We start from the raw sequence: 23,957 nt of genomic DNA on the forward strand, positions 1-23,957 counted from the left end.
GCCGTCCCGACCCACCGAAGAGAGCCACGACCATGTCCGACGACCTCCAGCTCGACGCCTTCGACCCCGCGGCCGCCCCGCTCGCGCTCACCGCGACCGGGGACCTCGAGCGCCTGACCGACGTCACCGTCGAGCTCGCGGTCGAGGTCGGGCGGACGTTCATGACGCTCGGCGACGCGCTATCGCTCGGGCCGGGATCGGTCGTGACGCTCGAGCGGCTGGCCGACAAGCCCGTCGACCTGCTCATCAACGGGCGCCCGATCGCGCGCGGGGAGGTCGTCGTGATCGACGAGCAGTTCGGCCTGCGCCTCACCGAGGTCATCGGCGCCGTGCCCGCCGCGACGCCCGCCGGCGACCCGGATCCGCACGCGCTCCCCGAGGCCGCGTAGGGCGGGTGGAGTCGCCCGGGGGCCGTCGCTCAAGACGGCGCCGGCGGAGCCGACTACCGGACTGTCCGGGAAGTTCCCCCCGATCCGTCCCCCGGACACCCGCCACCAGTGTTCCCCCCCAAGCTCCTCATCCCCCTCGCGGGGGCCGGCCTCGCGCTGGCCATGCCCGCCACCGCCCTCGCGGCAGCCTTCACCGGTCCCGGTGAGGACACGCCGCTGAACCTGCCGGCCGACGCGCCGCGGACCGTGGCCACGGCCGGCGGCTCCGGCAACCTCGTCCGCACGATCGTCGGGCTCGCCGTCGTCATCGCGACGATCTACGGCGTCGCCTGGGTGCTGCGTCAGATGAAGGACTCGCGCGAGACGCGGGTCTCCGGCGCCGGCCTGCAGCACGCCGCGACGATCCCGCTCGGCCCGAACCGGTCGCTGCACCTGATCCGCGCGGGCCGCGAGCTGGTCCTCGTGGGCAGCGCCGAGCAGGGGGTCGTCCCGATCCGCACGTACACCGAGGCCGAAGCGATCGCCGTCGGGCTGATCGAGCCCGACGCCGAGCCGGACGACCGCACCCCCGGCCCGCGCCCGTCCGTCGGTCCCGCGCGGGCGCCGGCCCGCGGCGTCCTCGGCAAGCTCCGCGATCTGACGGCGCGCTGACATGGACAAGTCGACCAACACCGTCCAGCTGCTGCTGCTGATCGGTGGCGTGACCCTCGTCCCCGCCCTGCTGTTCACGGTCACAGGGTTCACGCGCATCATCGTGGTGCTCGGGTTCATCCGGACCGGCCTCGGGACGCCGACCGCGCCGCCGAACCAGGTGATGGTCGGGATCGCGCTGTTCCTGACGCTGTTCGTGATGGCGCCGACGTTCACGAAGGTCAACGACGTCGCCATCAAGCCGCTGACCGAGAAGAAGATCACCCAGGCCGAGGCGTTCCAGCGCGGTCAGGAGCCGATCCGCGAGTTCATGTTCAAGCAGACGCGGACGAAGGACCTCGCGCTCTTCGTGAAGCTCGCCAAGCTCGACCGCCCGAAGACGCGCGCCGACGTCCCGACCCACGTCCTGATCCCCGCGTTCATCATCAGCGAGCTCAAGACGGCTTTCCAGATCGGCTTCCTGATCTTCCTGCCGTTCCTCGTCATCGACCTCGTCGTCAGCTCCACGCTGATGTCGATGGGGATGGTGATGCTGCCTCCGGTGTTCATCAGCCTGCCGTTCAAGATCCTGCTGTTCGTGCTGGTCGACGGCTGGAACCTGGTCACCCAATCCGTCGTCCAATCGTTCCACTGAGGAGGCGTCCGCCATGGATCAGGACACCGTCATCGGCCTGTCGACGCAGGCGCTCGCGCTCACCTTGAAGCTCGCCCTGCCGCTACTCGCGGTCGGCCTCATCATCGGCCTGGTCGTCTCCGTGTTCCAGGCGGTGACCCAGATCCAGGAGCAGACGCTCTCGTTCATCCCGAAGGTGCTGGCGCTCGCCGCGGTGCTCATGATCGGCGGGCCGTGGATGCTCAGCGAGCTGCTGACGTACACGCAGGAGCTGTGGCTCACGATCCCCGACGTCGCCGGCTCCGGGAACTAAGGACCGGACCGACGGGCCTTCGCCGTGGACGCCTCGCTACAGCCGCTGCTCGAGCAGATCGGCCCCGACCGCGTCGGCGCGTTCTTCCTCGTGCTCGCGCGCGTCTCGCCGCTGTTCATCCTGGCGCCGCTGTTCAGCTCCAAGCTGGTCCCGGGGCGGGTGCGCGGCATCGTCGCCGTGGGGCTGGCGCTGGGCCTGTCGCCGGTCGCCGCCCAGGGCGTCGTCCTGCCGACCGACCAGTACGCGTTCGCCGCCCTGCTGGGGAAGGAGGTCCTGGTCGGGCTCGGGTTCGCGTTCGCGCTCGGCGCGCTGTTCGCCGCGATGACGATCGCAGGGTCGTTCCTCGACACGATGATCGGCTTCTCCTTCGGGTCGCTCGTGGACCCCGTCACCGGCAACCAGTCCACGGTGCTCCAGCAGCTGTACAGCCTGATCGCGGTGCTCGTGTTCATCGCGATCGGCGGGGACGCGTGGGTCATCCGCGGCCTGGCCCGGACCTACGACGTCGTCGGCCTGCTCGACTACCCCCAGCTGAACGCGATGGTGAGCGGTGCAGCCGACGCGTTCGCGCAGATCTTCCTCGCGGCGATTCAGGTGGCCGGCCCGGTCATCCTCGCGCTGACCCTCACGGACGCGGCCTTCGGCGTGGTCTCCCGGGTGGTGCCGCAGCTCAACGTCTTCCAGGTCGGGTTCCCGGCGAAGGTGCTGGTGGGGCTGCTGCTGATCGGCGTGTCGCTGCCGTTCGTCGCCGGCTGGCTGGCGGACGAGCTGCAGCGGGACGTGAGCGCGGCGCTGGCGACCCTGCGGATCGCGGAGTAGAGGCGCCCATCCGCGCCCTGGAGGCGCGGTCGATCTCTGACCCGGCCGCTACGCCGGGAGGAGGGTGGTCACCGGGACCGCGAAGCCGGGCAGGAGCGGGCTGGTGAGGACGTCGTCGTGGCTGACCTCGCGGCTGGTGTCGAACGTCGGCGCGTCGGGGGCGCTGCGGCCGAGGATGACGATCGTCCGCGTGCTGGGGTCGACGAGCCAGTACTCCTGGACGCCCACGGCCTCGTACGCGGCGCGCTTGCGGCCGACGTCGTAGTGCCACGTCGACGGCGAGCGGATCTCGATGGCGATGTCCCCGTGTGGCTGTGGCCGGGAGTCGATGTCGTTCATGGCGCGGCCGTCGGCGTACCACTGCAGGTCAGGGGCGAGGATCGTGCGCGGGCCGATGTCGGTGTCGATCGTCGGGATCGTCTGACCGCGCCGCGGACCGCCGCGGGCCCAATGGGTGAGCTCGTAGAGCAGTTCGCGGAAGGCCATCTGGTGGCGGGTCGTGGGCTCGTCCACGATCAGCTCACCGTCCAGCAGCTCGTAGCGCCGGGCGTCGACCTTCTCCCCACGCGCAAGGAACTGCGCGCGCGTCATGCGGGTCGCGGTGCTCGTCATCGCCTGATCCATCGTAGGCCCCTTCGTCGCGGTGGTCCATACGATCCATAGGCCGGTGTGGCGCAAGTTCGCCCCCCGCCCGCCGACAACGGAGAGGGCATGGCGGGCGAGAAGACCGAGAAGGCGACACCCAAGCGCCGCGAGGAGGCCCGCAAGAAGGGCCAGGTCGGCCGCTCGCAGGATCTCGGCGGCGCCGTGATCCTGATGGCCGGGCTGCTCGCGCTCGGGACCGCGGGACCGGCGGCCGCTCGCCGCATGGGCGACGCGATGCGCTCCGCCCTGACCCAGATCGCGGACCCGTCCGTCGTCTCCCAGGACCACGTCGGCGAGCTGCTGACGCAGGCGATGATCGCGGTGCTGCTGAGCGTCGCACCGATCGCGGCCGTCTGCATCGTCGCCGGCGTCGCGGTGAACGTCGTCCAGGTCGGGTTCAAGCCGTCGGCCGAGGCGATGAAGCCCGACCCCAAGCGCCTGAACCCCGTCAGCGGCGCGAAGAACATCTTCGGGCCGAACATGTTCGCCGAGGCGCTGAAGTCCGTCTCCAAGGTCGCCGTCGTCGGCGCCATCGTGTTCGCGTACGTGGCGCCGAAGCTCACCGAGCTCGGGGCGATGGTCGGCATCGGCCCGCAGGAGCTGGCGGAGGCGCTCTCGTCGGACATCCGCTCGATCGCGATGCGCGCCGCGATGGCCTACTTCCTGATCGGCTGTGCGGACTACGGCTACCAGAAGTACCGCACCGAGAAGTCGATGAAGATGGAGGTGCAGGAGGTCAAGGAGGAGTCCAAGGGCCAGAACCTGCCGCCCGAGGTCCGCGCCGCCATGCGCCGCCGGCAGATGTCGGCCGCGCGCGCACGGATGATGGCCGACGTCCCGACCGCCGACGTGATCGTCACGAACCCCACACACTTCGCGGTCGCGCTGAAGTACGACGGGACCCGCGCGGCCCCCATGGTGATCGCGAAGGGCCAGGACCTGATGGCGCTGCGGATCCGCGAGCTGGCCGAGGAGGCCGGGGTCCCGCGTGTCGAGGACCGGCCGCTGGCGCGGTCGCTTTTCGCCACCTGCGAGGTCGGCCACGAGATCCCCGAGGACCTCTACGCCGCCGTCGCGCAGGTGCTGGCCTTCGTCTATCGCCTCAAGGCCCGCCGTCGCGCGGGCTGATCCTCAAGCACGCCGCGGCCCCGCCGAATACCGGGACGGCCCGCCTCCCCCCAGTGGGCCACCTCCCCACCATGGAAAACCTGTTCCAGCGCCTCGGGCGCCACACGGACCTCCTCGCCGCCGGCGTCGTCGTGCTCGTCGTCGTGATGATGATCGTGCCGCTGCCGCCGCTGATCCTCGATCTGGCGATCACGCTGAACATCAGCGTCGCGCTCGCCGTCGTCGTCGCGACCCTCTACCTGCCGCGGCCGCTGGACTTCAGCGCGTTTCCCTCGCTGCTGCTGCTGACGACGCTCTTCCGCCTCGCGATCAACGTCAGCGTCACCCGCCTGATCCTGCTGGAGGGCGACGCGGGCCACGTCGTCGAGGCGTTCGGGACGTTCGTCGTCGGCGGGAACGTGGTCGTCGGCCTCGTCATCTTCCTGGTGCTCGTCGTCATCCAGATGGTCGTCATCACGGCAGGCGCAGGACGCGTCGCGGAGGTCGGCGCGCGGTTCACCCTCGACGCGATGCCCGGCAAGCAGATGGCGATCGACGCAGACCTGAACGCGGGTCAGATCACCGAGGACCAGGCCCGCGAGCGGCGCGCCGACATCAGCCGCGAGGCGGACTTCTACGGCGCGATGGACGGCGCCTCGAAGTTCGTCAAGGGCGACGCGATCGCGGCGGTCCTCATCACGCTCATCAACCTCGTCGGCGGCATCATCGTCGGCGTCGCGATGATGGGCATGCCGCTGGGGGAGGCGGCGCAGCACTTCAGCCTGCTGACGGTCGGCGACGGACTCGCCGCGCAGATCCCGGCGCTGCTGGTGTCGGTCGCCACCGGCATCATCGTCACCCGGTCGGTCAGCGAGAAGGACCTCGGCGCCGACATCGCGAGCCAGATCGGCGCGCAGCACAAGGCGCCGATGGTCGCGGGTGTCGTCATCTGCATGTTCGCGCTGGTCCCGGGCCTGCCGAAGCTGCCGTTCCTCGTCATCGGCGCCGGCTTCTTCTTCATCGGGCGGGCGGCGGGCAAGAAGCTCGGGGTGGCGGAGGACGCGACGGCCGCTGCGGAGCTCGCCGCGCTGAACGCTCCCGCCCCGTTGGCGAGCCCGCGCGACCAGGCGCTCGAGGCGCTGTCGCTCGACGCGCTCGAGCTGAGCATCGGCTTCGGCCTGGTCCCGCTGGTGGACGGCGGCGGCGCGTCGGGATCGCTGCCCCAGCGGGTCGGGGCGGTCCGCCGCCAGATCGCGGGCGAGGTCGGGACGATCATCCCGTCGGTCCGCATCCACGACGACGTGATGATCGGGTCGCACGACTACGTCATGAAGGTCCGCGGGACCGAGGTCGCGCGCGGCAGCCTGCTCGCCGGCCACCAGCTCGCGCTCGACCCGGGGGACGCGATCGGCCAGCTCGACGGTATCCCGACAACCGAGCCCGCGTTCGGCCTGCCGGCGATGTGGATCGCCGACGCGCGCCGGCCCGAGGCCGAGGCCCTCGGCTACACCGTCGTCGACGGCGAGTCCGTGATCGTCACGCATCTGACGGAGACGATCCGCCGGCACGTCGCCGAGCTGCTGACCCGGCAGGACGTGCGATCGCTGCTCGACCGCCTGAAGGAGGTCAACGCCGCCGTCGTCGAGGAGGTCGTCCCGGATCTGCTGTCCGTCGGCGAGCTGCAGCGCGTCCTGCAGGCGCTGCTGCGCGAGGGCGTCTCGATCCGGGACCTCGGCGCCGTCGTCGAGGCCGCCGGCGACCGCGCCCGCATCACGCGCGACCCCGATCTGCTCGCCGAGTACGCCCGGCAGGCGCTCGGGCGGACGATCCTCGCGCCGTACCTGGACGCCGATCACCGCCTGCGGGCGATCGCGCTGGACCCGGCGATGGAGCAGGAGGTCAGCGAGTCGATCGCCCAGACGACGGACGGCGAGTACCTCGCGATGGACCCCGCGCGGGCCCACGCGCTGGTGCAGTCGCTGCACGACGAGGTCGAGCAGGCGAGCGCCCGCGGCCGGCGTCCGGTCCTCATCTGCAGCTCCCGCTGCCGCCGGCACCTGCGGCGCCTGGTGGAGCAGGCGCTGCCCCAGCTGTCGGTCTGCGCCTACAACGAGATCGCGCCCGGGATCAGCGTCGAGACGATCGGCGTGGTGAGCGCGTGATGGCCGGGCGATCCCGTTCAGGCGGGTCGTGTGCCCAGGTGGTGGGCGTAGGATCGGGCGGTAGCCAGCCGATCGGAGCGACCGCATGACCACGACCCAGCAGGACGGCATCCAGACCTTCACGGGCTCCGCGCTCGAGGAGCTCCTGCCGCAGATCCGCCAGCAGCTCGGGGAGGACGCGATCATCCTCGCGCGCCGCGACGGGACCGCGGGCGGGTTCGGCGGCTTCTTCGCGCGCCGCACGGTCGAGGTCGACGCGATGCCGGCCACCGTGCCCGCGTCGGCGTCGATCGACGTGTCCGGCGACGATGCGGACCCGTACGCCGAGGATCGCGTCCCCGGCCCGGCCGCCTTCGGCATCGACGCCTACGCCGCACCGCGTGCCGCCACGCCCGCCGGTGCCGCGTCACCCACTCAGCCCGCCCCCGCCGGCCTGGACGGCCCCGCCGGCCCGGACGAGCCCGCCGACCCGACCGGGGTCCCGCCGCGCGACGCCCTCGAGGCCGCCGCGGCCTTCGACGCCGCTGCCGCCGCGCTGCGCCGTGCCGCCCCGCGTCCCGCCGACGACAACGGCGACGGGGACGCCGCGCAGTCCGCCACGCCGCCGGCACCGCGCCTGGCCCCGCGCGAGGCCGCGGCGTTCGCCGAGCAGCTGGCCGGCCTGATGGGCGACCGCCCGCCGCCGGCGGCGCCGCTCCTGCGGCCGACGGTCGTCCCGGGCGTGGACGCGATGCCCGGCTTCGTGACGGCCGGCGGCGACGCGCCGGACCCGGCCCCGGACCCCGCTCCCCGGGCGGCACCTGCCCCGTCCCCCGATCCCGCCCCCGGGTGGGGCACCGTCCCGGCGCCGATCCCCGGGCTCGTCAAGCGCTCTCCGGCCGCGGACCTGGACGACGCCGACGCCCTTGTCCAGGCCTCTGCCCCGGCGGTCGAGCCGCCGGCGGCCGCCTTCCGCGTCCCGGTCGCCCCGGGGCTGGGCCCCGACGGCGCCGAGCTGCTCGCGACCGGGCTGTCGGCTGCGCTCGCGGCGGAGCTCGTCCACACCGCGGGGGCGCACGTCGCGCCGCTGGCGCAGGACTCCTCACCGCGGGGCGTGCTGCGGACCGCGCTCGCCGCGCGGATCCCGGTGGCCGCACCCGTCCGCGGACCGGGCGGCGCCGTGATCGGCTTCGTCGGCCCCGGTGGCAGCGGCAAGACCCGCTGCGTCGCCCGCCTGGCGACGGCCTACGCGAGGCGCTCGCAGCTGCCCGTGGCGTGCATCAGCCTGCGCCCGCTCGACGGCGGCGCCGAGCTGGCGGCGCTCCTGGGCCCAGCGGGCGTCCCCGTCCACGCCGAGGACGACGTCGCCGCCGCCGCGCAGCGCATCGGCGCGCTCCGGGCCGGGACGATCGTCCTGCTCGACACGCCCGGCGTCTCGCCGCGCGCGGAGGCCGAGCTGCGCACCCTCGCGGCCGACCTGCGCCGCCTGGCCGCCGACGAGCTGCACCTCACCGTCCCCGCCACGATCGGCGCGCTGGCCGCCCGCGAGCTGGCGACCGCCGGCCGGCAGCTCGGGGTCGTCGGCATCGCGCTCACGCACGCCGACGAGACCGCGGCGCTCGGGACCGTCGTCGAGCTCGCGATCGACACCGGCGTCCCGCTCACGTACGTGGCGCGGGGCACCGCGCTCGACGGCGGGATGCGTCCCGCCGCGGCGGACGCCCTGGCGTTCGCGATGCTCGGCCCGGTCGACCGCGACGACGAGCTGGTCTGAGAGCGCTGGTGGTGGGCGTGGACACCCTGCACGGCCCCACCCTCACCGACGTCGTCACGATCGTCGTCCCGCAGCGCGAGCAGCTCCAGGCGCGGGTGCACGACACCGCGTCCACCTGGATCGACCTGCTCCTGCTGAGCGCGCCGCGGACGTCGTGGGCGCAGATCACGCGCATGCAGGTGTCGGTCCAGTTCGCGGGCGCCCAGGGCCTGTGTCGCATCATGGGGCACCTGGCTCACCGCCCCCAGGACGCCCATCTGCGGGTCGTCGGCTACGGCACCGGCGAGACGCTGCGGTTCGAGCACCGCGGCCACATCCAGCTGCTCCGCCGGCCCGCCCTCGTCAGCGCGCAGGCGAACGCGCGCATCGTCGTCCTGCGCTCGGGCGCCCGCGACCACGTCGCCGTCGAGACGCGCTGCGTCGCCATCGGCGGCGCCGAGCTGCGCCTGGCCGGCCTGCCGTTCGCGGCGGCGGGGCAGACGTTCGGCTTCGACCTGTTCCTGGACCCGCGCGAGCCGGCGGTCAGCGGTGAGCTGCTCGTCGAGCGGCGCGACGCGGACGGGTTCGTCCGGGCGACGCTGTCCCGCATCACCGCGCACGACCGCAGCCGGCTGGTGCACTGGGCCGCCGAACACAGCACGAGGAGGGTCGCCTGATGGCGAAGAGGAAGAAGCAGGACAAGGCCGGCGACGCGGACGGCGGTGCACCCGCGGAGGTGGTGGCGGGCCCCCGTGCGCTGCGCCTGGCCGATCACCCGCGGGCGACAGGTCAGATCCGGACCGTGCGGTCGTGGGTCTCCCTTGTCGCGTTCCTCGTCGTGCTCGTCTTCTCGCTCCGGGCGGGGGCCTCGCTCGAGGACGGGCTCCTGCGGGCGATGGAGGCCGGGGCGATCGGCTACCTGATTGCGTGGGCGGCCATGGTGGTCGCCTGGCGCCAGCTGGCCCAGGCCGAGATCGAGTCGGCCCGGCGGCGGATCGTCGCGGCGATGCTGGAGCTCGAGGCGGCCGGCGAGAGCACCCCCACCCGCCCCGCGGCGTGAGGTGCCTGTCGCCTGACCGGCGGGCCGCTGACCGATGAGCGGCCGCCGGATCGAGCGCATCGGGCGGGCACTGCCCGGGAACGGCCCGGTCGTGCCGGTGGCGGCAGTGCGGCCGCGGTCGCGGGCGGAGCGCCAGGACGACGAGGAGGCCGACCGCGAGGACGCGCGCCGCGAGCGTGCGCGTGGGGCGGGCGAGACGCCGCAGGCCCCGCGTCCGCCACTCGGCCCGCACGTGGACATCCGCGCCTGAGGGTCCGGCCGCCGCAGCAGCGCGCCCTGCGCCGGGCACCGCCCACACCGCCCGAACGTCGGTTCCCCCGCGCTCTGGGACGGGGAAGCCGACGCTCGACTCCGTCACTCCACGGCCCCGGGCCCGAGCGTCCGTTCCCCCGCGCCCTGGGACGGGGAAACCGACGCTCGACTCCGCGGTCGGCGCCCCGTCCCGCGCGCCTCAACCGGGGCCGTCCGCGGCCGATCACCCCGGGCGTGGACGCCTCGATCATCGTGCCGCTCACCGGCGACCCCGACCGCGCGCTGCGGATGCTCGAGGCGCTCGCCGGACTACCCGAGGAGCCGCAGCACGAGGTCGTCCTCGTCGACGACGCCTCGCCGGACCTCGGGCCGCTGCTCGCCCGCGTCGCCGGTGACGTGACCGTCGTCCGGCTGCCCGAGCGCGTCGGCAGCGCGGGCGCCGTCCGCGCCGGCCTCGAGCGCGCATCCGGGAGGGTCCACGTCGTCCTCGCCGAAGGGACGCTGGTGCACCCGGCCGCGCTCACCGCGCTGATCGACGCTCTCGCCGACGACCGCATCGCTGCAGTCACGACCGGCGCGCGGCACCCGACCGCCGCCCGAGCCGTCGCCTGGGCGGCAGGTACCCCGCGCCTGCACGTCCCCGACGCGCCCGACGACGGCATCGTCGCCGCGCTCTGCTGCGCGCTCGCCGCTCGCGGCCCGGTCGTCGCGGTGCCCCTGGCGATCGCGGTCGACACCGCGAGCCCCGTCGCCGACCACGTCCCCCGCGCCCGCAGCGCGCCCGGGACCGCGATCGAGGTCAGCGTCGTCATCCCGACCCTCGACGCGGCCGCCGACCGTGTCCGCGCGTGCGTCCGCGCGCTCCAGCGCCACACCGACGCGCCCCACGAGCTGATCGTCATCGACAACGGCGCGCCGCCGCAGGGCTTCACCGACCCGGTCAACGCGGCGCTGCGCGCGGCCCGGGGCGACTACCTCGTGGTCTGCAACGACGACGTCCTGGTCGACCCGGGCTGGTGGCCGCCGCTCCGCGCGACGCTCGACAGCGGCGGTGAGGACGCGCCCGCCGTCGTGTTCCCCCGCACGGTCGACAGCGCCATGCGCGAGGACTTCGCCGCGTGGTGCTTCGCCTTCCCGCGCGAGACGCTGACCGGCTTCGCCGCCGCCCCCGGCGAGTTCCTGCATCCGGAGCTGCGCGTCTGGTTCCAGGACACCGACCTGCTCGCGCGGCTGCGCGCCGCCGCCCGCCCGCCGCGCCTGGTCCCCGAGTCCACCATCCGGCACGGCCTCAGCGAGACGGTCGCCTCACCGGACCCCGTGCTCCGCGCGTGGATCGACGCGCAGATCGTCCGCGACCGCGCGCGCTTCGAGCAGCTCCACGGCGCCGGCGTCCCCGGGGCCGCCTGCTGACCCGGCGACCCTCAGCCGGTCGCGCGGAGCGCACCCGCGGGGCGCAGCGACCGGGGACGCTGCTCCGGCGCCACCCGATCGTCCTCGCGCGGCAGCGCCCGCACGCACGCCAGCCCCACGAGCGGCAGCAGCACGATCAGCTCGAGCGGCGCCTTCGGCCCGGCGGCGTCCGCCAGCGGGCCCATCGCAGCGGCGGCCAGCCCGCCGACCCCGATCGCCAGGCCGAGCGTCACCCCGGACGCGACGCCGAGGTGGTTCGGCAGGTAGGCCTGGCCCATCACGACCGAGATCGAGAACGTCGCGATCGCGATCAGGCCGACGAGCCCGAGTGCGACGGTGGCCAGCACCGGGCCGCCTAGCAGGAACAGGATGAGGAGCGGTGCCTGCAGGGTGAAGGACGCGAGCAGCAGCGGTCGCCGTCCGAAGCGATCGGCGAGCCGCCCGCCCACCAGCGTCCCGATCGCCCCGGCGACGAGGTACGCGATCAGCGCGGTCTCGCCGGCGGCCTCGGAGGTGTGGAGGACGTCGACGAAGTAGAGCGGGACGAACGTCATCAGCACGAAGTAGACGATCGAGCGTGCGGCCACCGCACCGGTCAGGATCCCGAACGCACGCCAGTCGTCCTGCGGTGGTGTGGACGTGCGCCCGGTGCGGTCGGCCTTCGCGGCGAGTGCGGTCGCCGTCGCCGTCGCGTGTGCGGTCGCCCGGGCCCGTGCGACGCGCAGGCGCGGCAGGTCGCGCGCCGTCAGCACCGCTCCCGCCAGGCCGGGCAGCGCAAGCAGCAGCGTCGCGTGCAGGCCGAAGGGCAGGACGGTCACGAGGACCAGCAGCGGGCCGAGCGCCCAGCCGGCGTTGCCACCCACGCTGAAGTAGCTCATGCCGGTCGCCTTGCGCTCGCCGGCCGCGTAGGCGGCGGCGCGCGAGCCCTCGGGGTGGAAGGCCGCGACGCCGAGGCCGGACACGAGCACCGCGACGAACGCGGCCGTGGGAGAGTCGACGAAGCCGACCACGGACAGCCCGACGGCGGCCACGACGAAGCCCGCCGGCATCAGCCACGGCGCCGGCCGCTTGTCGGACAGGTGCCCGAAGACCGGCTGCACGATCGAGCTGGACAGCGTGGCGGCGAGGACGAGCAGGGAGCCCGTCCCGTACGACCAGCCGTGCGCGGCGAGCAGGAACGGGAGCAGCGCGGGAACCGCGCCCTGGTAGACGTCGCACAGCGCGTGCGCGACAGCGAGGCGGGTCATCTGCGGACGGTCGAAGGGGACGGCGGGCGGCACGAGCCGCTTCATATTGCGGGCTGCGACCCATAACGACAAAGACGTATCGGGACTATGCTCCAGAGCGGATCGTTATATGGAGCTCCGTCAACTGCGCTACCTGGTCGCGATCGTCGACCACGGCACCTTCACCGCGGCGGCCGAGGCCCTGCACGTCGCCCAGCCCGCGCTGTCGCAGCAGATGCGGCGCCTGGAGGCGGAGGTCGGGCTGCCGTTGCTCCGCCGCGCCCCGCGCGGCGTCACCCCCACCGACGCGGGCGGGCTGCTCGTCGCCCGTGCGCGCCGGGTGCTGTCCGAGCTCGACGCCGCCACCGCGGAGCTCGACGAGCTGCAGGGACTGCTGCGCGGCCGCGTCGTGCTCGGCGCGATGGGCTCGCTCGGGCCCGTCGACCTGCCCGCGCTGCTCGCGCGGTTCCACGCCGAGCACCCCCAGGTCACGCTCGAGGTGAAGGAGGAGCCCACGGCCGAGCTCGTCCGGCTGCTGGCGGCGGACGCGGTCGACCTCGCGTTCGCCACGCGCCAGCCCGCGCTGCCGTCCGGCGTGGTCGAGCAGGTCATGGCGCACGAGGACCTCGTCCTCGTCGTCGCGCCGGACCACCCGCTGGCCGGCCGGCGCAGCCCGGTGCGGCTGGGCGTGCTGGCCCAGGACCCGTGGATCGCGTTCAAGGGCGGCACCGGCCTGCGCCAGGCGATGGACGCCGCGACCGCCGCCGCGGGCGTCCGGCCGCACGTCGCGTTCGCCTCCAACGAGCTCGACCGCGTGCTGGCGCTCGTTGCGCGCGGCCTCGGCGTGTCCGTCGTCCCGCGGTCCACCGCCATGGCCGCACGGGACCCGATCGCGATCGTCGACGTCACGCCCCGCCTGCGCCGCGAGATCGTCCTGCTGTGGCGCGAGGACAGGCCGCACGCCCCGGCTGCTCGCGCGCTGCTGGCGCTGATACGGCGCCCGGCCGCCCCCGCCGTCCACCCCTGACTGGACACCGGCTCAAGGCCGCGGGGGACCTGGCCGACAACCCCGTCTGTAAGGCAAGAAGGAACCCCACGGACGGGGTTCCGGGACGCAAAACCCACGTCATCAAGGAGAGATGGCCATGTCCCTTCGCATTCAGAACAACGTCGAGGCGTTTCAGGCTCACCGGACCCTCAACGCGACTGCCAACGCGCAGTCGAAGTCGATGGAGAAGCTGTCGTCCGGCTTCCGTATCAACAGCGCATCGGACGACGCCGCCGGCCTGGGCATCTCCGAGAAGATGCGCGGCCAGATCCGCGGCCTGGCGCAGGCCCAGCGCAACATCGAGGACGGTGTCTCGATGGTGCAGACGGCGGAAGGCAACCTGGACGAGGTGCACTCGATGCTCCAGCGCGTCCGGGAGCTCGCCGTCCAGTACAAGAACGGCTCGCTGAGCTCGACCAACCAGGCGGCGATCCAGACGGAGGTCAACAACCTCGCGTCGGAGATCTCCCGGATCGGCACGTCGGCGCAGTTCAACGGCATCAACGTGCTGTCGTCCGCGTCGTCGGTGACGTTCCAGGTCGGGTCGAATGACGGCAACACGATCTCCGTGGCGATGGTCAGCCTCGGGGCGACCGTGGGCACGTCCTTCTCGACCCTCAGCAGCGCGACGGCCCTGACGGACATCGACGCGGCGATCGACAACGTGTCGGCTGCCCGTGCGACGTTCGGTGCGGTCCAGAACCGCCTCGAGCACACCCTGAGCGTCTCGGCGACCACCCAGGAGAACCTGATCTCCGCCGAGTCCCGCATCCGCGACGTCGACATGGCGGACGAGATGACGAAGCTCACGAAGAACCAGATCCTGACGCAGGCCGGCACCGCGATGCTCTCGCAGGCCAACCAGGCCCCGCAGTCCGTGCTGTCCCTGCTGCGCTAGCGCGCGGCGCAGGCAGCCAGGCGGCGGGTGACGTCGACCCGCCGCCCCTCCCACCGGCAGGACCGGTGTCTGCAGGACCGTCGCGCGCGCCTGGCAGCGGGCGCGACGGGCTGGGCGCAGGACGTTCCCGCCGGGCCGGCATGCCCGGCGGGAGGGACGGATCCGGCGACGGGCGGCCCCAGGCGACTGGGGCCGCCCGTTCGCCGTTCCACGTGCAGGCTTCTTTTGCGACCCCGCCCGGAATATGGTTCGTCCATGCACAAGCTACGAACTCTGGCGACGCTGCTCGCCGTCACCCCGGCGCTGGTCGTCGCCGGCTGCGGGTCGGACGACGACGGCGGCGGGGACGCGAAGCCGTCCGGCACGCCGGCCGAGGTCCTGAAGCAGGCGTCCGCGGCGCTCGCCAAGGTCGAGAGCGTCCACTTCGAGGGGACCGCGACGGACAAGGACGGCCCCGGCACCGTCGGCGGCGACGCCCACTCGGACGGCTCGGCCAAGATCACCCTCGAGCAGCAGGGCGGCAAGGCGGAGATCCGCGTGGTGGGCGACAAGGCCTACATCAACGCCGACACCGCCTACTGGACCACCAGCGCGAACGCGGAGACCGCGGCGAAGGCGGCGGACAAGTGGATCTCGCTGCCCGCGTCCGAGCTCGGGCCCAGCATCACGCGCTTCAACCCCGAGACGCTGGCCTACTGCCTGGCGAAGGATGCCGGCACGCTGAAGGACGGTGGCACGGGCGAGGTCGACGGCGAGGACGTCCGGATCCTCACCGGCGACGGCTCCGCGCCGGGCAGCTCGCCGGGCCGGCTGTCGGTCGCCAGCGAGGGCGAGCCGTACCCGCTGCGCTCCGAGCAGCTCGGCAAGGAGAAGCCGGGCGGCACGAAGGACCCGCGCTGCGACGACGACGACGGCGAGGCCGACACGACCACGAAGTCCGACATCAAGCTGAGCGACTTCGGCAGCGCGCCGAAGGTGACCGCGCCCGCGAACGCGATCGACGCCGCCTCGCTCGGCTAGCCGCCCAGCCCCTTCAGCGACCCGGGTCCCGTGGGTGCACAGCGTGCCGCGGGACCCGGGGACCTGCCCGTAGGGTCACCCGGGCGGGGACCTCAGCGGATGACGAGCGGCTGCAGGCGCCGGATCAGGCCGAAGTAGCGCACCGGCGCGACGCGCTGCAGCAGGTCCATCGCCTTCGCGTCCGGCCCGATGAGGCAGCGGTCCTGGCCCTTGTCGACCGAGCGGAGGATCGTCTTCGCGGCCTGGTCGGGGGTGGTGCGGGCGATCTTCTCGAAGTCCTTCTTCAGCTGCTCGCCGCCGTCGGTCCGCCCGAGGTTGTCGACGTGGTGGCGGCCACTGTTGACGATGTTCGTCTTGATGCCGCCGGGGTGCACGCAGATCGCGCGCACGCCCGTCCCGTGCAGCTCGTGCCGCAGCGACTCCGTGAAGCCGCGGACCGCGAACTTCGACGCGTTGTAGGCGCTCTGGGTCGGGAAGGCGACGATACCGAAGATGCTCGAGATGTTCACGATCGCGCCGGAGTCCTGCTCCTGCAGGATCGGGAGCCACGCGTCGGTGCCGTGGACGACGCCCCAGAAGTTGACGTTCATGACCCACTCGAAGTCCTCGGTGGACTGCCCGGCGACGGTCTGCGACAGCGCGACGCCGGCGTTGTTGACCACGAGCCCGATCGGCGCGGTCGCCCACTCGCGGACCTCGGCGGCGAGCTGCTGGTGGGCCCAGCGGTCGCTGACGTCCATGACCTTCGTGAGCACGGGGACACTCAGGGCCTCGGCGGTCTCCTGCAGGCCGTCCGCGTTCTGGTCGACGAGGACGAGCGGGCAGCCGCGGGCGGCGAGGTTCTGGGCGAGGCCCCGGCCGATGCCGGAGCCGGCGCCGGTGATGACGGCGACACGGCCGTCGACGAGCGTGGGGGAGGACATGCGGCGGAATGTACATGAGTGTTCATTCGAGCGGCCGGGGCGTCCCACCGATCTCGCTGACCCCGGGTTCCGCACCCGCTGCGGTGCCCGAAGTCCGGATGACCCCGCGATTCAACCCGTGCGCGCCGCCGCCGACTATCCGGTCTGATGAGCGTCGAGGCCGTGCTGGCCCGCATCTCCGAGCTCCAGGGCGTGCTCTCGCCCGCGGCCGCCCCCGTGTCCGCGCCGGCGTCGTCCGCCGTCGCCGCCCCCGGTGCGACCGACGGCGGGACCTCCTCGTTCGCGGCGATGCTCGGCCAGGCCGGGGCGACGGGGACAGCCACGCCCGGGACGACGGCCGCGCTGCGCGGCGCCACCACGCTGCCGGTCGGTGGAACCATCGGGACGGGGGCGGTCACCGGTGCGACCGCGTTGGCTGTGCCGGGGGCGAGCGACCCCGGTGCCCGCATGGTGGCGCTCGCCCAGGGGGAGCTCGCGGCCGGCATCGCCGAGCAGCCGCCGGGCTCCAACGACTCGCCGCGCATCGCGCAGTACCGCACCGCCACGACCCCGGGCGGGGTCGGCCCGTGGTGCGCGTACTTCGTCAGCTGGCTCGCGAACCAGGCCGGCGTGCCGGTCGGCGAGGCCGGGCAGGGCTTCGCGAACGTCGACGCGCTCGCCGCCTGGGCGCAGCGCACGGGCCGTGCGACGCAGACCCCTGCTCCCGGCGAGCTGATCGTGTGGGACGAGCACATCGGGCTCGTGACCGGTGTCGACCCCGACGGCTCGATCCACACGATCGAGGGGAACTCCTCCAACAAGGTCTCCGCCCGGACGTACGGCCCGGGCGGAGGCGGTGCGCTGACCTACGTCAAGCTCGGTTAGCCGAGCTTCGCGTCCATCGTGATCTCCTTGACCCCGGCCAGCGCCTTGCTGACGGGACAGCCGGCCTTGGCCTCCTCGGCGTGCTTGAGGAAGTGCTCCTCGCTGAGGCCGGGGACGACGCCGACGACGGTCAGCGCGATGCTGGTGATGGTCGGGCCGTCGTCGAGCAGGCGCAGCTGCACCGCCGCGCTCGCCTCGACGGAGGTCGGGTTGTGGCCCGCCTCGGCGAGGATGTTCGAGAGCGCCATCGAGAAGCAGGCGGCGTGGGCAGCCGCGATCAGCTGCTCGGGGTTCGCGCCCGGGCCGTCCTCGAACCGCGACTTGAACGAGTACTGGCCGGTGATGTCCTCACCGGCGGTGAAGACGCCCTTGCCGCCCTTCAGATCGCCTTCCCACTTCGCGTGGCCCTTCGATGCCATGTCGGTCTCCCTCGGTTGCGGATGAACTGAGGTGAACCTAGCCGCACGGCGCCGCACCGAATCATGGACCGGTCGGGATGGCGCCCTGCCGCAGGGACCCGCGCGGTTCAGCCGGCGCGGAGGCCCGACTTGTCCCCGGTGATGCCGAGCGACGGGACGGTGACCGTGCCGCCCGCGTCGGTGACGGTCCCGATGACCGCGGCCCCCGGGTGGAACTTCTCCAGGCCGGCGACCGCGTCATCCGCCCGGTCGGCCGGGACGACGCAGACGAAGCCGCAGCCCATGTTGAAGACCTCCCACATCTCGGCGACCGAGACGCTCCCGTGCTCCTGGATCAGGCCGAAGATGGGCGTGACGGGGAGCGGTGCGTCGATGGTCCAGCCGAGGCGGCCGTTACCCAGCCGCAGGAGGTTCGTCAGCCCGCCGCCGGTCAGATGGGCGAGGCCGTGGACCGGGACGTCGCTGCGGATCAGGTCCATGATCGCCCGCACGTAGATGACGGTCGGCTCGAGCAGCGCGTCGAGGATTGACGCCCCGCCGAGCTCGGCCGGGGTCGCGTGCACGTCCAGCGCGGGGTGGGTCGGGCTGTCGTCGAGCAGCGCGTGGCGTGCGAGCGTGTAGCCGTTGGAGTGCGGGCCGCTCGCGGGCAGGCCGATGATCGCGTCGCCGGGCTGGGCGTCCGCGCCCGTGATGACGGCGTCCAGCGCGACCGTGCCGAACGCCGTGCCGCACAGGTCGAAGCCGTGGGGGGACGGGTGGCCGCGGATCAGCTCCGGGATGACCGCGAGCTCGCCGCCGGGGATCTCGATGTTGGCCTGCTGGGCGCCGACCTTGAGGCCCTCCGCGATGCGGCCGAGGGCGGTGGCGTCGGCCTGCTCGACGGCGAGGTAGTCGACCATCGCGATCGGCTCCGCGCCGACGCAGATGATGTCGTTGACGTTCATCGCGATGCAGTCGATGCCGACGGTCTCCAGCCGGTCGGCCTGCTCGGCGAGGACGAGCTTGGACCCGACCCCGTCCGTCGAGAAGGCGATCCCGAGATTCGGCGCGACCCGCAGCACCGAGGCGTAGTGCCCGGACGGCAGCACGGAGGCGCTGGGGCGGTCCAGCTCGATCGTCGACAACACGCGGACGAGGGCGCCGACGCCCTCGTCGGCCTGCGTGGTGTCGACGCCGGCGGCGGCGTAGCTCTCAGACATTCGGGCCGATGCTCCCAGACGCGGCGGACCGGAGGCGCTGCGGGTGCGCGGCAGGCGGCGACGGCGGGTCGACGGCGGTCGGCGGCCATCGGCGGCGACGCGGATGGTCGGCGCGCGAACCCTGGGGTCGTCCGGAAGCCGCTCCTCCGGCCGACCCCCGCCCGAGAACCTGAACCAGGGTTCCGCCATCGCAGAAGCGGCAGATCTCCGGACGAGCGTTGTGCAACTGCGTCGTTGGTGATTTCTCCACCGGTCGCGTGTCGATTCGGCGCAGGCGCCTCGGCGACCGTCGAGCGATGCCCGCCCCCTGGTTCCCCGACGGCTTCGACATCGACCTGCACTCGCCCGGTGCGGGCGCGCGCTTCGATGCCGTGCTGACCGCGCTCGCGGACCGTCAGCACCAGACAGTCTGCGCGAACCAGATCGTCGCCCTCGGGTGGCGACGCGATCGCCTCCGTCCACGCCGGGCCTCCGGCCACATCACGAGGTTCGCTGTGGGCACCTACCTGGTCGGCGCGACGACCGCCTCCCCCCGGGCGTGGCGCGCGGCGGCGATCCACGCAGGCGGGGCGGGCGCCGTGCTGGCCGGACTGACGTCGGCGGCGCACCTGGGCGGTGACGTGCGCGAGCCGCATCGCGTCCAGATCGTCGTACCGCCCGGCGGACGAGTGCAGCGGGCGCGTGTGGCGGCACGGGATGCCGTCGTCCACGACCACGAGCGCATGATCTTCGACGGCCTGCCGTGCATGACGTGGGCGCGCACGCTGCTCGACCTCGCGGCCTACCGCCCGCGTCAGGAGCTCGAGCACGTCTGGCACGACGCGATCTACCGGCGCCGGCTTGACGACGAGGCGATCGTCCGCGTCCTGAGCGAGCATCGCGGTGAGCCCGGGATCGTCGCGTTCCGTGCCTTGTGGGAGCGCCGGCTCCTCGCGATCGGCCGCTCCGCCAACAAGCTCGAGTCCGACCTGCGGGACATCGTCGTCGAGGCGGGTCTTCCCGAACCGCGCCGCAACGTCCGGCTCCGGATCGACGGCGCGACCCTTCGTCCCGACCTCTACATCCCCGAGCGCAAGCTGGCGATCGAGACCGACGGCAAGGACGGGCACCGGGACCCCGAGCAGCAACTCGTCGATGCCGAGCGGGACGCGCTCTACCGCAGGCTCGGTCTCGAGCCGGTCCGCTACGCCTGGTGGCCGGTCACCTATCAGCGGCCCGGAGTGGAGGCTGACTTCGCGCGGTTCGAGGCGGAGTGGCAGCGCACGGGCGGGACGTGGACCGCGGAGGACCCGATGCCGCGCTTTCGGTACGCCCGAACCTCCTCGTGACGTCGTCAACCGGAGATTTGCGGCTCCATACGCGGCAGAACCCTGAGTCAGCTTGATCGGGTGCGGCCCGTGGGTCGTCAACCGAAGATCTGCGGCTCCAGGAGCGGCAGAACCCTGGGTCACCTTCGCGCGATGCTCGCGCTGGGCGGCCGCGCCCCGCAGGTCAGCGGCGGCGGGCGCGGGCCAGGACCAGGGCCGCCAGCGCCGTCCTGTACGCCGCGTACGGCAGCAGGGAGCGGTCCCGCTCCACCTGCCGGATCAGCCACGTGGACGCGAGCGTCGACAGGAACGACGCCACCACCCCCGCCGCGAACCGCCCCAGCAGACCGGGCGGCAGGCCCCGCTTGGCCAGCCGCGTGCCCTTTAGCGCCGTGGCGCCCACGATGACCGGGAGCGCGACGTGCCGGGACAGCGCGTTCGCGTCCTCGCGCCCGAAGCCCCGCCAGCGCGACGCCGCCAGCGTCATGCCGTTCCGCGACGCGCCCGGGATCAGCGCGCACGCCTGCGCGACGCCGAGCCACAGCGCGTCGACCGCGCCCGCGTCCTCACGCGCCCGGGCCGCACCGCCGGCGCCGGCCCGCGCGCGCCCCACGCGATCGGTGCCCGGGCCCGCCAGGTCCGCGGCCGCCATGCAGATGCTGCCCGCCACCAGGCCCCACGCGATCGACGCGGGCGTCCCCAGGCGCTGCTCGATCGACCGCTCCAGCGTGAGCCCGGCCACCGCCGGCACCGCGAAGGACAAGGCGATCAGCTCCAGGCGGCGACGGTCCAGCCCGCGGGCCGCGTCGCCGACCTCGCCCCGGAGCGCGATCAGCAGCGCGGCCGCGGTTCCGGCGTGGAGGGCGACCTCGAAGGCCTTGCGCAGCTCCGCGTCGAGCTCCTCGTACGGCCAGCCCGCGAGCCAGGGGACCAGCGTGATGTGGCCCGACGAGGAGATCGGGAGCAGCTCGGCCGGTCCGTGCAGGACGCCGAGGAGGACCGCATGCCGGAGCGGAAGGGCGTCCAGCGGATCGGTCCCGCCGGGCGTCCCCATGGGATCAGGCCGCGTCCGGCGCCGGCGACGTCGTCCCGCCGCCGCCGTCCCGCCCGCGGTACCAGCGGATCACGAGGTACGCGAAGCCGATGATGATCGCGGCGACGATCGCGTAGTCCACGTAGTGCAGCTGGTTCTTGATGTCCTCCCAGTTGTCCTTGGCGGACTTGCCCGCCAGGGTCAACCCGAAGTTCCACGGCAGCGCGCCCAGGAAGGTCAGGATGCTGAACCGGACCAGGGGCATCTTCGCCGCGCCGGCCGGGAAGGAGATGAACGTCCGGACGACGGGCATCATCCGCGAGAAGAACACCGCGGGCGTCCCGTACTTCTCGAACCAGCGGTCGCCCCAGGCCAGGTGCGACTCGGACAGGTGGAAGAACTTCAGGTGCTTCTCGAGCACCTCGTCGCGGCCGTAGTAGCCGATCGCGTAGGCGACCCAGGACCCGACGAGGTTGGCGAACGAGGCGACGAGGGTCGCCGCCAGCAGCGTGTACTCGCCCTCGGAGACGTTGAAGCCAGCGAACAGCATCGTCGCCTCGGAGGGGATCGGGATGCCCGCGGACTCGGGCGCCATGAGGATGAAGATCCCCCACAGGCCGAGGTCCCCGACCACGTCCGTGGCGAAGTCCGCGATGGGCTCGGTGATGCTTGCGAGCACCATGACGGCAGGAAGCAAAGTCGTCAGCACTGGCACCGAGGGTACCGGCGAGGCCGGTAGCGTGTGGCGCGCCCATGCCCGTCCCGCTCTTCGATCCCGGCACGCCGCTGCGCCCCCTCCGGGGCGAGATCGACGCCGCGATCGCCCGCGTCCTGGACTCCGAGCGGTTCGTCCTGGGCCCCGAGGTGAGCGCCTTCGAGGACGAGTTCGCGGACCACCTCGGCGTCCAGCACGCGGTCGGCGTCGCCAACGGGACGGAGGCGATCACGATCGCCCTGCGTGCCCTCGGCGTCGGTCCGGGGGACGAGGTCGTCGTCCCGTCGTTCAGCTTCTGGGCGAGCGCGGAGGCCATTCCCCCGCTGGGGGCGACCCCCGTCTTCTGCGACGTCGACCCGGCGACCTTCTGCGTCACGGTGGACGGCGTGAAGGCCGCGGTCACGTCGAGGACCAAGGCGATCGTCGCCGTGCACCTGTTCGGCAACGTCGCGCCCGTCCGGCAGCTCGAGGAGGAGCTGGGCCTGCCCGTCGTCGAGGACAGCGCGCAGTCGGCCGGGTCGCTGGGCCCCGAGGGTCGCCCCGGGTCGCTGGGGTCGATCGCCACCTTCAGCTTCTATCCGTCCAAGAACCTCGGCGCGTTCGGGGACGGCGGCGCGATCACCACCGGCGACGGCGCCCTCGCCGAACGGGTGCGCCAGCTGCGTTTCCACGGGTCGCGGGACAAGGTCAGCTACCAGGACGTCGGCTACAACTCGCGCCTGGACGAGCTTCAGGCCGCGATCCTGCGCGTGCAGCTGCCCCACCTGGACGCGTGGGCCGACCACCGCCGCGCCGCGGCCTCGTGGTACGACGACGCCCTTGCCGGCGGCCGCGCCGCCGCCGCCGGCGTCGTCACCCCGACGGCGACGGACGGCGCCCGCCCGGCGTGGCACCTGTACGTCATCCGCCACCCCGACCCGGACGCGCTGCAGCAGCGGCTGCAGGCCCGCGGCATCGAGTCCCGCGGCTACTACCGCCGGCCGATCGACGCCCAGCCCGCGATCGCGAGCGGCGGCTGGGGGCGGACCGTGCCGCTGCCGGGGACGGACGTCGCCGCCGCCGAGCACCTCGCCATCCCGATCAGCGCCGCGATCACGCGCGACCAGGTGGACGAGGTCTGCGCCGCGATCCACGAGCTCGCGTAGCTCCCGCCATGCGCGTCTGGATCGACTTCACGAACTCCCCGCACGTCCTGGTGCTGCGGCCGGTCATCGACGCGCTGCGCGCCCGCGGCGCGACCGTGGAGGTGACGGTCCGGGACTTCGCGCAGACCATCGGCCTGTCCGAGCGCCTCGGCATCGAGCACACGGTCATCGGGCATCACCGCGGTGAGAAGCTCGCGGCGAAGGCGGTCGGCCTGGCGGACCGGTCGACCGCGCTCCTGCGCTGGGCCCGCAAGCGGCCGCGCTTCGACCTCGCCCTCGGCCACGGCTCCAACGACATCAGCGTCGCGGCGGCGATCCTGCGGATCCCCCGGTCGACGATGTTCGACTACGAGTGGGCGACCGTGCAGCACACGATCAACTGCCGCCTCGGCAACGCGGTCGTCGTCCCGGACGCCATCCCGCCGGAGCGCCTGCAGCGCTACGGGGCGACCGCGAAGAAGCTGCAGCGCTACCCGGGGCTCAAGGAGGAGTACTACCTCGCGGACTTCGAGCCCGACCCCGCGGTCCTGACCGAGCTCGGCCTCGATGCCGCTCAGCCGATCGCCGTCGTCCGCACCCCGCCGGTCGTCAGCCTCTACCACCGCTTCGAGAACGACGTCTTCGCCGGCGTCCTGGACCGGCTGCGCGGCACGCAGACCGTCGTCCTCCCGCGCGTGGAGTCCCAGCGCAAGGAGCTCGGCGGCTTCATCGTCCCCGAGCAGGCGATCGACGCGCCGTCCCTGATCGCGCTGGCCGACCTGGTCGTCAGCGCCGGCGGGACGATGAACCGCGAGGCCGTCGCACTTGGGACGCCGGTGTGGACCACGTTCGAGGGGCGCCTCGGCGCCGTCGACGAGCAGCTGATCGCCGCGGGGCGGATGCGCAAGCTCGAGGACGCCTCCGCGCTGGAGCTCGTCAAGCACGACCGCACCGGCGAGGCCGCCCGGATCCGGCGGGACCCGGGGGTCCTCGTCGACATGCTCTGCGCGCCGCTGCGCTGACTACGC

Annotated in this window: 26 protein-coding genes; 19 read left to right on the forward strand and 7 right to left on the reverse strand. The window is 73.3% G+C overall.

Features of this window, described 5'->3' with window-relative positions:
• The first annotated feature begins 32 nt into the window (after nucleotides 1-32).
• The 5 genes from fliN to fliR all read left to right on the forward strand — a co-directional run bounded on the left by fliN (nucleotide 33) and on the right by fliR (nucleotide 2,785).
• On the forward strand, nucleotides 33-389 hold the full coding sequence (fliN, locus tag DSM112329_RS00340; protein ID WP_354699811.1) for a flagellar motor switch protein FliN: 357 nt from the start codon (nucleotides 33-35) through the stop codon (nucleotides 387-389).
• Between the two features lie 108 nt (nucleotides 390-497).
• Nucleotides 498-1,040, forward strand: coding sequence for a flagellar biosynthetic protein FliO (locus DSM112329_RS00345; RefSeq protein ID WP_354699812.1), 543 nt, complete (start codon nucleotides 498-500; stop codon nucleotides 1,038-1,040).
• Nucleotide 1,041: 1 nt separating this feature from the next.
• Entirely contained in the window at nucleotides 1,042-1,674 is a 633-nt protein-coding gene (fliP, locus tag DSM112329_RS00350; protein WP_354699813.1) for a flagellar type III secretion system pore protein FliP, read from the forward strand.
• 13 nt (nucleotides 1,675-1,687) lie between these two features.
• Nucleotides 1,688-1,966, forward strand: coding sequence for a flagellar biosynthesis protein FliQ (gene fliQ, locus DSM112329_RS00355; protein WP_354699814.1), 279 nt, complete (start codon nucleotides 1,688-1,690; stop codon nucleotides 1,964-1,966).
• Nucleotides 1,967-1,990: 24 nt separating this feature from the next.
• A complete protein-coding gene (gene fliR, locus DSM112329_RS00360; RefSeq protein WP_354699815.1) occupies nucleotides 1,991-2,785 on the forward strand; it encodes a flagellar biosynthetic protein FliR in 795 nt (264 codons plus the stop codon).
• Nucleotides 2,786-2,833: 48 nt separating this feature from the next.
• On the opposite strand, the gene DSM112329_RS00365 is transcribed toward fliR, so the two are convergent.
• Nucleotides 2,834-3,397 (reverse strand): Uma2 family endonuclease, encoded by a 564-nt coding sequence (locus DSM112329_RS00365; protein ID WP_354699816.1) that lies wholly within the window; start codon nucleotides 3,395-3,397, stop codon nucleotides 2,834-2,836.
• Nucleotides 3,398-3,496: 99 nt separating this feature from the next.
• On the opposite strand from DSM112329_RS00365, the gene flhB reads away from it, so the two are divergent.
• From flhB to DSM112329_RS00400, 7 genes are all read left to right on the forward strand, one after another.
• The gene (gene flhB / locus DSM112329_RS00370) at nucleotides 3,497-4,558 is read left to right on the forward strand and encodes a flagellar biosynthesis protein FlhB (protein WP_354699817.1); all 1,062 of its coding nucleotides are present in this window, start codon (nucleotides 3,497-3,499) and stop codon (nucleotides 4,556-4,558) included.
• 71 nt (nucleotides 4,559-4,629) lie between these two features.
• Nucleotides 4,630-6,699, forward strand: a complete 2,070-nt coding sequence (flhA, locus tag DSM112329_RS00375; RefSeq protein ID WP_354699818.1) for a flagellar biosynthesis protein FlhA — start codon at nucleotides 4,630-4,632, stop codon at nucleotides 6,697-6,699.
• 85 nt (nucleotides 6,700-6,784) lie between these two features.
• Nucleotides 6,785-8,452 (forward strand): hypothetical protein, encoded by a 1,668-nt coding sequence (locus DSM112329_RS00380; RefSeq protein ID WP_354699819.1) that lies wholly within the window; start codon nucleotides 6,785-6,787, stop codon nucleotides 8,450-8,452.
• A gap of 17 nt (nucleotides 8,453-8,469) precedes the next feature.
• The gene (locus DSM112329_RS00385; protein WP_354699820.1) at nucleotides 8,470-9,108 is read left to right on the forward strand and encodes a hypothetical protein; all 639 of its coding nucleotides are present in this window, start codon (nucleotides 8,470-8,472) and stop codon (nucleotides 9,106-9,108) included.
• On the forward strand, nucleotides 9,108-9,491 hold the full coding sequence (locus DSM112329_RS00390) for a hypothetical protein (protein ID WP_354699821.1): 384 nt from the start codon (nucleotides 9,108-9,110) through the stop codon (nucleotides 9,489-9,491). Before DSM112329_RS00385 ends, DSM112329_RS00390 begins: the two co-directional genes overlap by 1 nt.
• 34 nt (nucleotides 9,492-9,525) lie before the next feature.
• Complete coding sequence (locus DSM112329_RS00395) at nucleotides 9,526-9,741, forward strand: hypothetical protein (RefSeq protein WP_354699822.1); 216 nt, start codon at nucleotides 9,526-9,528, stop codon at nucleotides 9,739-9,741.
• Between the two features lie 236 nt (nucleotides 9,742-9,977).
• Complete coding sequence (locus tag DSM112329_RS00400; protein ID WP_354699823.1) at nucleotides 9,978-11,153, forward strand: glycosyltransferase; 1,176 nt, start codon at nucleotides 9,978-9,980, stop codon at nucleotides 11,151-11,153.
• Nucleotides 11,154-11,164: 11 nt separating this feature from the next.
• On the opposite strand, the gene DSM112329_RS00405 is transcribed toward DSM112329_RS00400, so the two are convergent.
• Nucleotides 11,165-12,400 carry an MFS transporter gene (locus DSM112329_RS00405; protein ID WP_354699824.1) on the reverse strand — a complete coding sequence of 412 codons (1,236 nt, stop codon included), beginning with the start codon at nucleotides 12,398-12,400 and terminating at the stop codon, nucleotides 11,165-11,167.
• Nucleotides 12,401-12,509: 109 nt separating this feature from the next.
• Here DSM112329_RS00405 and DSM112329_RS00410 point away from each other — a divergent pair, with 109 nt between their 5' ends.
• The 3 genes from DSM112329_RS00410 (at nucleotide 12,510) to DSM112329_RS00420 (ending at nucleotide 15,345) form a co-directional block, all read left to right on the forward strand.
• On the forward strand, nucleotides 12,510-13,406 hold the full coding sequence (locus tag DSM112329_RS00410) for a LysR substrate-binding domain-containing protein (protein ID WP_354699825.1): 897 nt from the start codon (nucleotides 12,510-12,512) through the stop codon (nucleotides 13,404-13,406).
• A 118-nt stretch (nucleotides 13,407-13,524) separates the two neighbouring features.
• The gene (locus tag DSM112329_RS00415) at nucleotides 13,525-14,325 is read left to right on the forward strand and encodes a flagellin (RefSeq protein WP_354699826.1); all 801 of its coding nucleotides are present in this window, start codon (nucleotides 13,525-13,527) and stop codon (nucleotides 14,323-14,325) included.
• Between the two features lie 255 nt (nucleotides 14,326-14,580).
• Nucleotides 14,581-15,345: a hypothetical protein gene (locus DSM112329_RS00420; RefSeq protein ID WP_354699827.1), complete on the forward strand. Its 765-nt coding sequence runs from the start codon at nucleotides 14,581-14,583 to the stop codon at nucleotides 15,343-15,345.
• A gap of 92 nt (nucleotides 15,346-15,437) precedes the next feature.
• On the opposite strand, the gene DSM112329_RS00425 is transcribed toward DSM112329_RS00420, so the two are convergent.
• Nucleotides 15,438-16,268, reverse strand: coding sequence for an SDR family NAD(P)-dependent oxidoreductase (locus tag DSM112329_RS00425; RefSeq protein WP_354699828.1), 831 nt, complete (start codon nucleotides 16,266-16,268; stop codon nucleotides 15,438-15,440).
• Between the two features lie 147 nt (nucleotides 16,269-16,415).
• On the opposite strand from DSM112329_RS00425, the gene DSM112329_RS00430 reads away from it, so the two are divergent.
• Entirely contained in the window at nucleotides 16,416-17,132 is a 717-nt protein-coding gene (locus DSM112329_RS00430; RefSeq protein ID WP_354699829.1) for a CHAP domain-containing protein, read from the forward strand.
• Here the strand turns inward: DSM112329_RS00430 and DSM112329_RS00435 are convergent.
• Together DSM112329_RS00435 and purM are read right to left on the reverse strand one after the other, a co-directional pair.
• The gene (locus DSM112329_RS00435) at nucleotides 17,129-17,551 is read right to left on the reverse strand and encodes an OsmC family protein (protein WP_354699830.1); all 423 of its coding nucleotides are present in this window, start codon (nucleotides 17,549-17,551) and stop codon (nucleotides 17,129-17,131) included. The genes DSM112329_RS00430 and DSM112329_RS00435 overlap by 4 nt on opposite strands.
• Nucleotides 17,552-17,658: 107 nt before the next feature.
• The gene (purM, locus tag DSM112329_RS00440; protein WP_354699831.1) at nucleotides 17,659-18,750 is read right to left on the reverse strand and encodes a phosphoribosylformylglycinamidine cyclo-ligase; all 1,092 of its coding nucleotides are present in this window, start codon (nucleotides 18,748-18,750) and stop codon (nucleotides 17,659-17,661) included.
• A gap of 296 nt (nucleotides 18,751-19,046) precedes the next feature.
• Here purM and DSM112329_RS00445 point away from each other — a divergent pair, with 296 nt between their 5' ends.
• Nucleotides 19,047-20,078, forward strand: coding sequence for a hypothetical protein (locus DSM112329_RS00445; RefSeq protein ID WP_354699832.1), 1,032 nt, complete (start codon nucleotides 19,047-19,049; stop codon nucleotides 20,076-20,078).
• 163 nt (nucleotides 20,079-20,241) lie between these two features.
• Here DSM112329_RS00445 and DSM112329_RS00450 read toward each other — a convergent pair whose 3' ends face one another.
• Both DSM112329_RS00450 and DSM112329_RS00455 read right to left on the reverse strand, forming a co-directional pair.
• Nucleotides 20,242-21,111 (reverse strand): undecaprenyl-diphosphate phosphatase, encoded by an 870-nt coding sequence (locus DSM112329_RS00450; protein ID WP_354699833.1) that lies wholly within the window; start codon nucleotides 21,109-21,111, stop codon nucleotides 20,242-20,244.
• 4 nt (nucleotides 21,112-21,115) lie between these two features.
• Nucleotides 21,116-21,772, reverse strand: a complete 657-nt coding sequence (locus DSM112329_RS00455) for a DedA family protein (protein ID WP_354699834.1) — start codon at nucleotides 21,770-21,772, stop codon at nucleotides 21,116-21,118.
• A gap of 71 nt (nucleotides 21,773-21,843) precedes the next feature.
• Here DSM112329_RS00455 and DSM112329_RS00460 point away from each other — a divergent pair, with 71 nt between their 5' ends.
• Nucleotides 21,844-22,950 carry a DegT/DnrJ/EryC1/StrS family aminotransferase gene (locus DSM112329_RS00460; RefSeq protein ID WP_354699835.1) on the forward strand — a complete coding sequence of 369 codons (1,107 nt, stop codon included), beginning with the start codon at nucleotides 21,844-21,846 and terminating at the stop codon, nucleotides 22,948-22,950.
• Between the two features lie 8 nt (nucleotides 22,951-22,958).
• The gene (locus DSM112329_RS00465) at nucleotides 22,959-23,951 is read left to right on the forward strand and encodes a DUF354 domain-containing protein (RefSeq protein WP_354699836.1); all 993 of its coding nucleotides are present in this window, start codon (nucleotides 22,959-22,961) and stop codon (nucleotides 23,949-23,951) included.
• Nucleotides 23,952-23,957: the final 6 nt, after the last annotated feature.

Source organism: Paraconexibacter sp. AEG42_29 (assembly GCF_040581415.1).
Lineage (GTDB): Bacteria > Actinomycetota > Thermoleophilia > Solirubrobacterales > Solirubrobacteraceae > Paraconexibacter.

Excerpts from the sequence above, each read along its gene's own strand:
- fliN (WP_354699811.1), top strand. The coding sequence starts at position 33 with ATGTCCGACGACCTCCAGCTCGACGCCTTCGACCCCGCGGCCGCCCCG.
- fliP (WP_354699813.1), top strand. The coding sequence starts at position 1,042 with ATGGACAAGTCGACCAACACCGTCCAGCTGCTGCTGCTGATCGGTGGC.
- fliQ (WP_354699814.1), top strand. The coding sequence starts at position 1,688 with ATGGATCAGGACACCGTCATCGGCCTGTCGACGCAGGCGCTCGCGCTC.
- DSM112329_RS00365 (WP_354699816.1), bottom strand. The coding sequence starts at position 3,397 with ATGACGAGCACCGCGACCCGCATGACGCGCGCGCAGTTCCTTGCGCGT.
- flhB (WP_354699817.1), top strand. The coding sequence starts at position 3,497 with ATGGCGGGCGAGAAGACCGAGAAGGCGACACCCAAGCGCCGCGAGGAG.
- flhA (WP_354699818.1), top strand. The coding sequence starts at position 4,630 with ATGGAAAACCTGTTCCAGCGCCTCGGGCGCCACACGGACCTCCTCGCC.
- DSM112329_RS00380 (WP_354699819.1), top strand. The coding sequence starts at position 6,785 with ATGACCACGACCCAGCAGGACGGCATCCAGACCTTCACGGGCTCCGCG.
- DSM112329_RS00390 (WP_354699821.1), top strand. The coding sequence starts at position 9,108 with ATGGCGAAGAGGAAGAAGCAGGACAAGGCCGGCGACGCGGACGGCGGT.
- DSM112329_RS00395 (WP_354699822.1), top strand. The coding sequence starts at position 9,526 with ATGAGCGGCCGCCGGATCGAGCGCATCGGGCGGGCACTGCCCGGGAAC.
- DSM112329_RS00405 (WP_354699824.1), bottom strand. The coding sequence starts at position 12,400 with ATGACCCGCCTCGCTGTCGCGCACGCGCTGTGCGACGTCTACCAGGGC.
- DSM112329_RS00410 (WP_354699825.1), top strand. The coding sequence starts at position 12,510 with ATGGAGCTCCGTCAACTGCGCTACCTGGTCGCGATCGTCGACCACGGC.
- DSM112329_RS00415 (WP_354699826.1), top strand. The coding sequence starts at position 13,525 with ATGTCCCTTCGCATTCAGAACAACGTCGAGGCGTTTCAGGCTCACCGG.
- DSM112329_RS00420 (WP_354699827.1), top strand. The coding sequence starts at position 14,581 with ATGCACAAGCTACGAACTCTGGCGACGCTGCTCGCCGTCACCCCGGCG.
- DSM112329_RS00425 (WP_354699828.1), bottom strand. The coding sequence starts at position 16,268 with ATGTCCTCCCCCACGCTCGTCGACGGCCGTGTCGCCGTCATCACCGGC.
- DSM112329_RS00430 (WP_354699829.1), top strand. The coding sequence starts at position 16,416 with ATGAGCGTCGAGGCCGTGCTGGCCCGCATCTCCGAGCTCCAGGGCGTG.
- DSM112329_RS00435 (WP_354699830.1), bottom strand. The coding sequence starts at position 17,551 with ATGGCATCGAAGGGCCACGCGAAGTGGGAAGGCGATCTGAAGGGCGGC.
- purM (WP_354699831.1), bottom strand. The coding sequence starts at position 18,750 with ATGTCTGAGAGCTACGCCGCCGCCGGCGTCGACACCACGCAGGCCGAC.
- DSM112329_RS00445 (WP_354699832.1), top strand. The coding sequence starts at position 19,047 with ATGCCCGCCCCCTGGTTCCCCGACGGCTTCGACATCGACCTGCACTCG.
- DSM112329_RS00450 (WP_354699833.1), bottom strand. The coding sequence starts at position 21,111 with ATGGGGACGCCCGGCGGGACCGATCCGCTGGACGCCCTTCCGCTCCGG.
- DSM112329_RS00455 (WP_354699834.1), bottom strand. The coding sequence starts at position 21,772 with ATGGTGCTCGCAAGCATCACCGAGCCCATCGCGGACTTCGCCACGGAC.
- DSM112329_RS00460 (WP_354699835.1), top strand. The coding sequence starts at position 21,844 with ATGCCCGTCCCGCTCTTCGATCCCGGCACGCCGCTGCGCCCCCTCCGG.
- DSM112329_RS00465 (WP_354699836.1), top strand. The coding sequence starts at position 22,959 with ATGCGCGTCTGGATCGACTTCACGAACTCCCCGCACGTCCTGGTGCTG.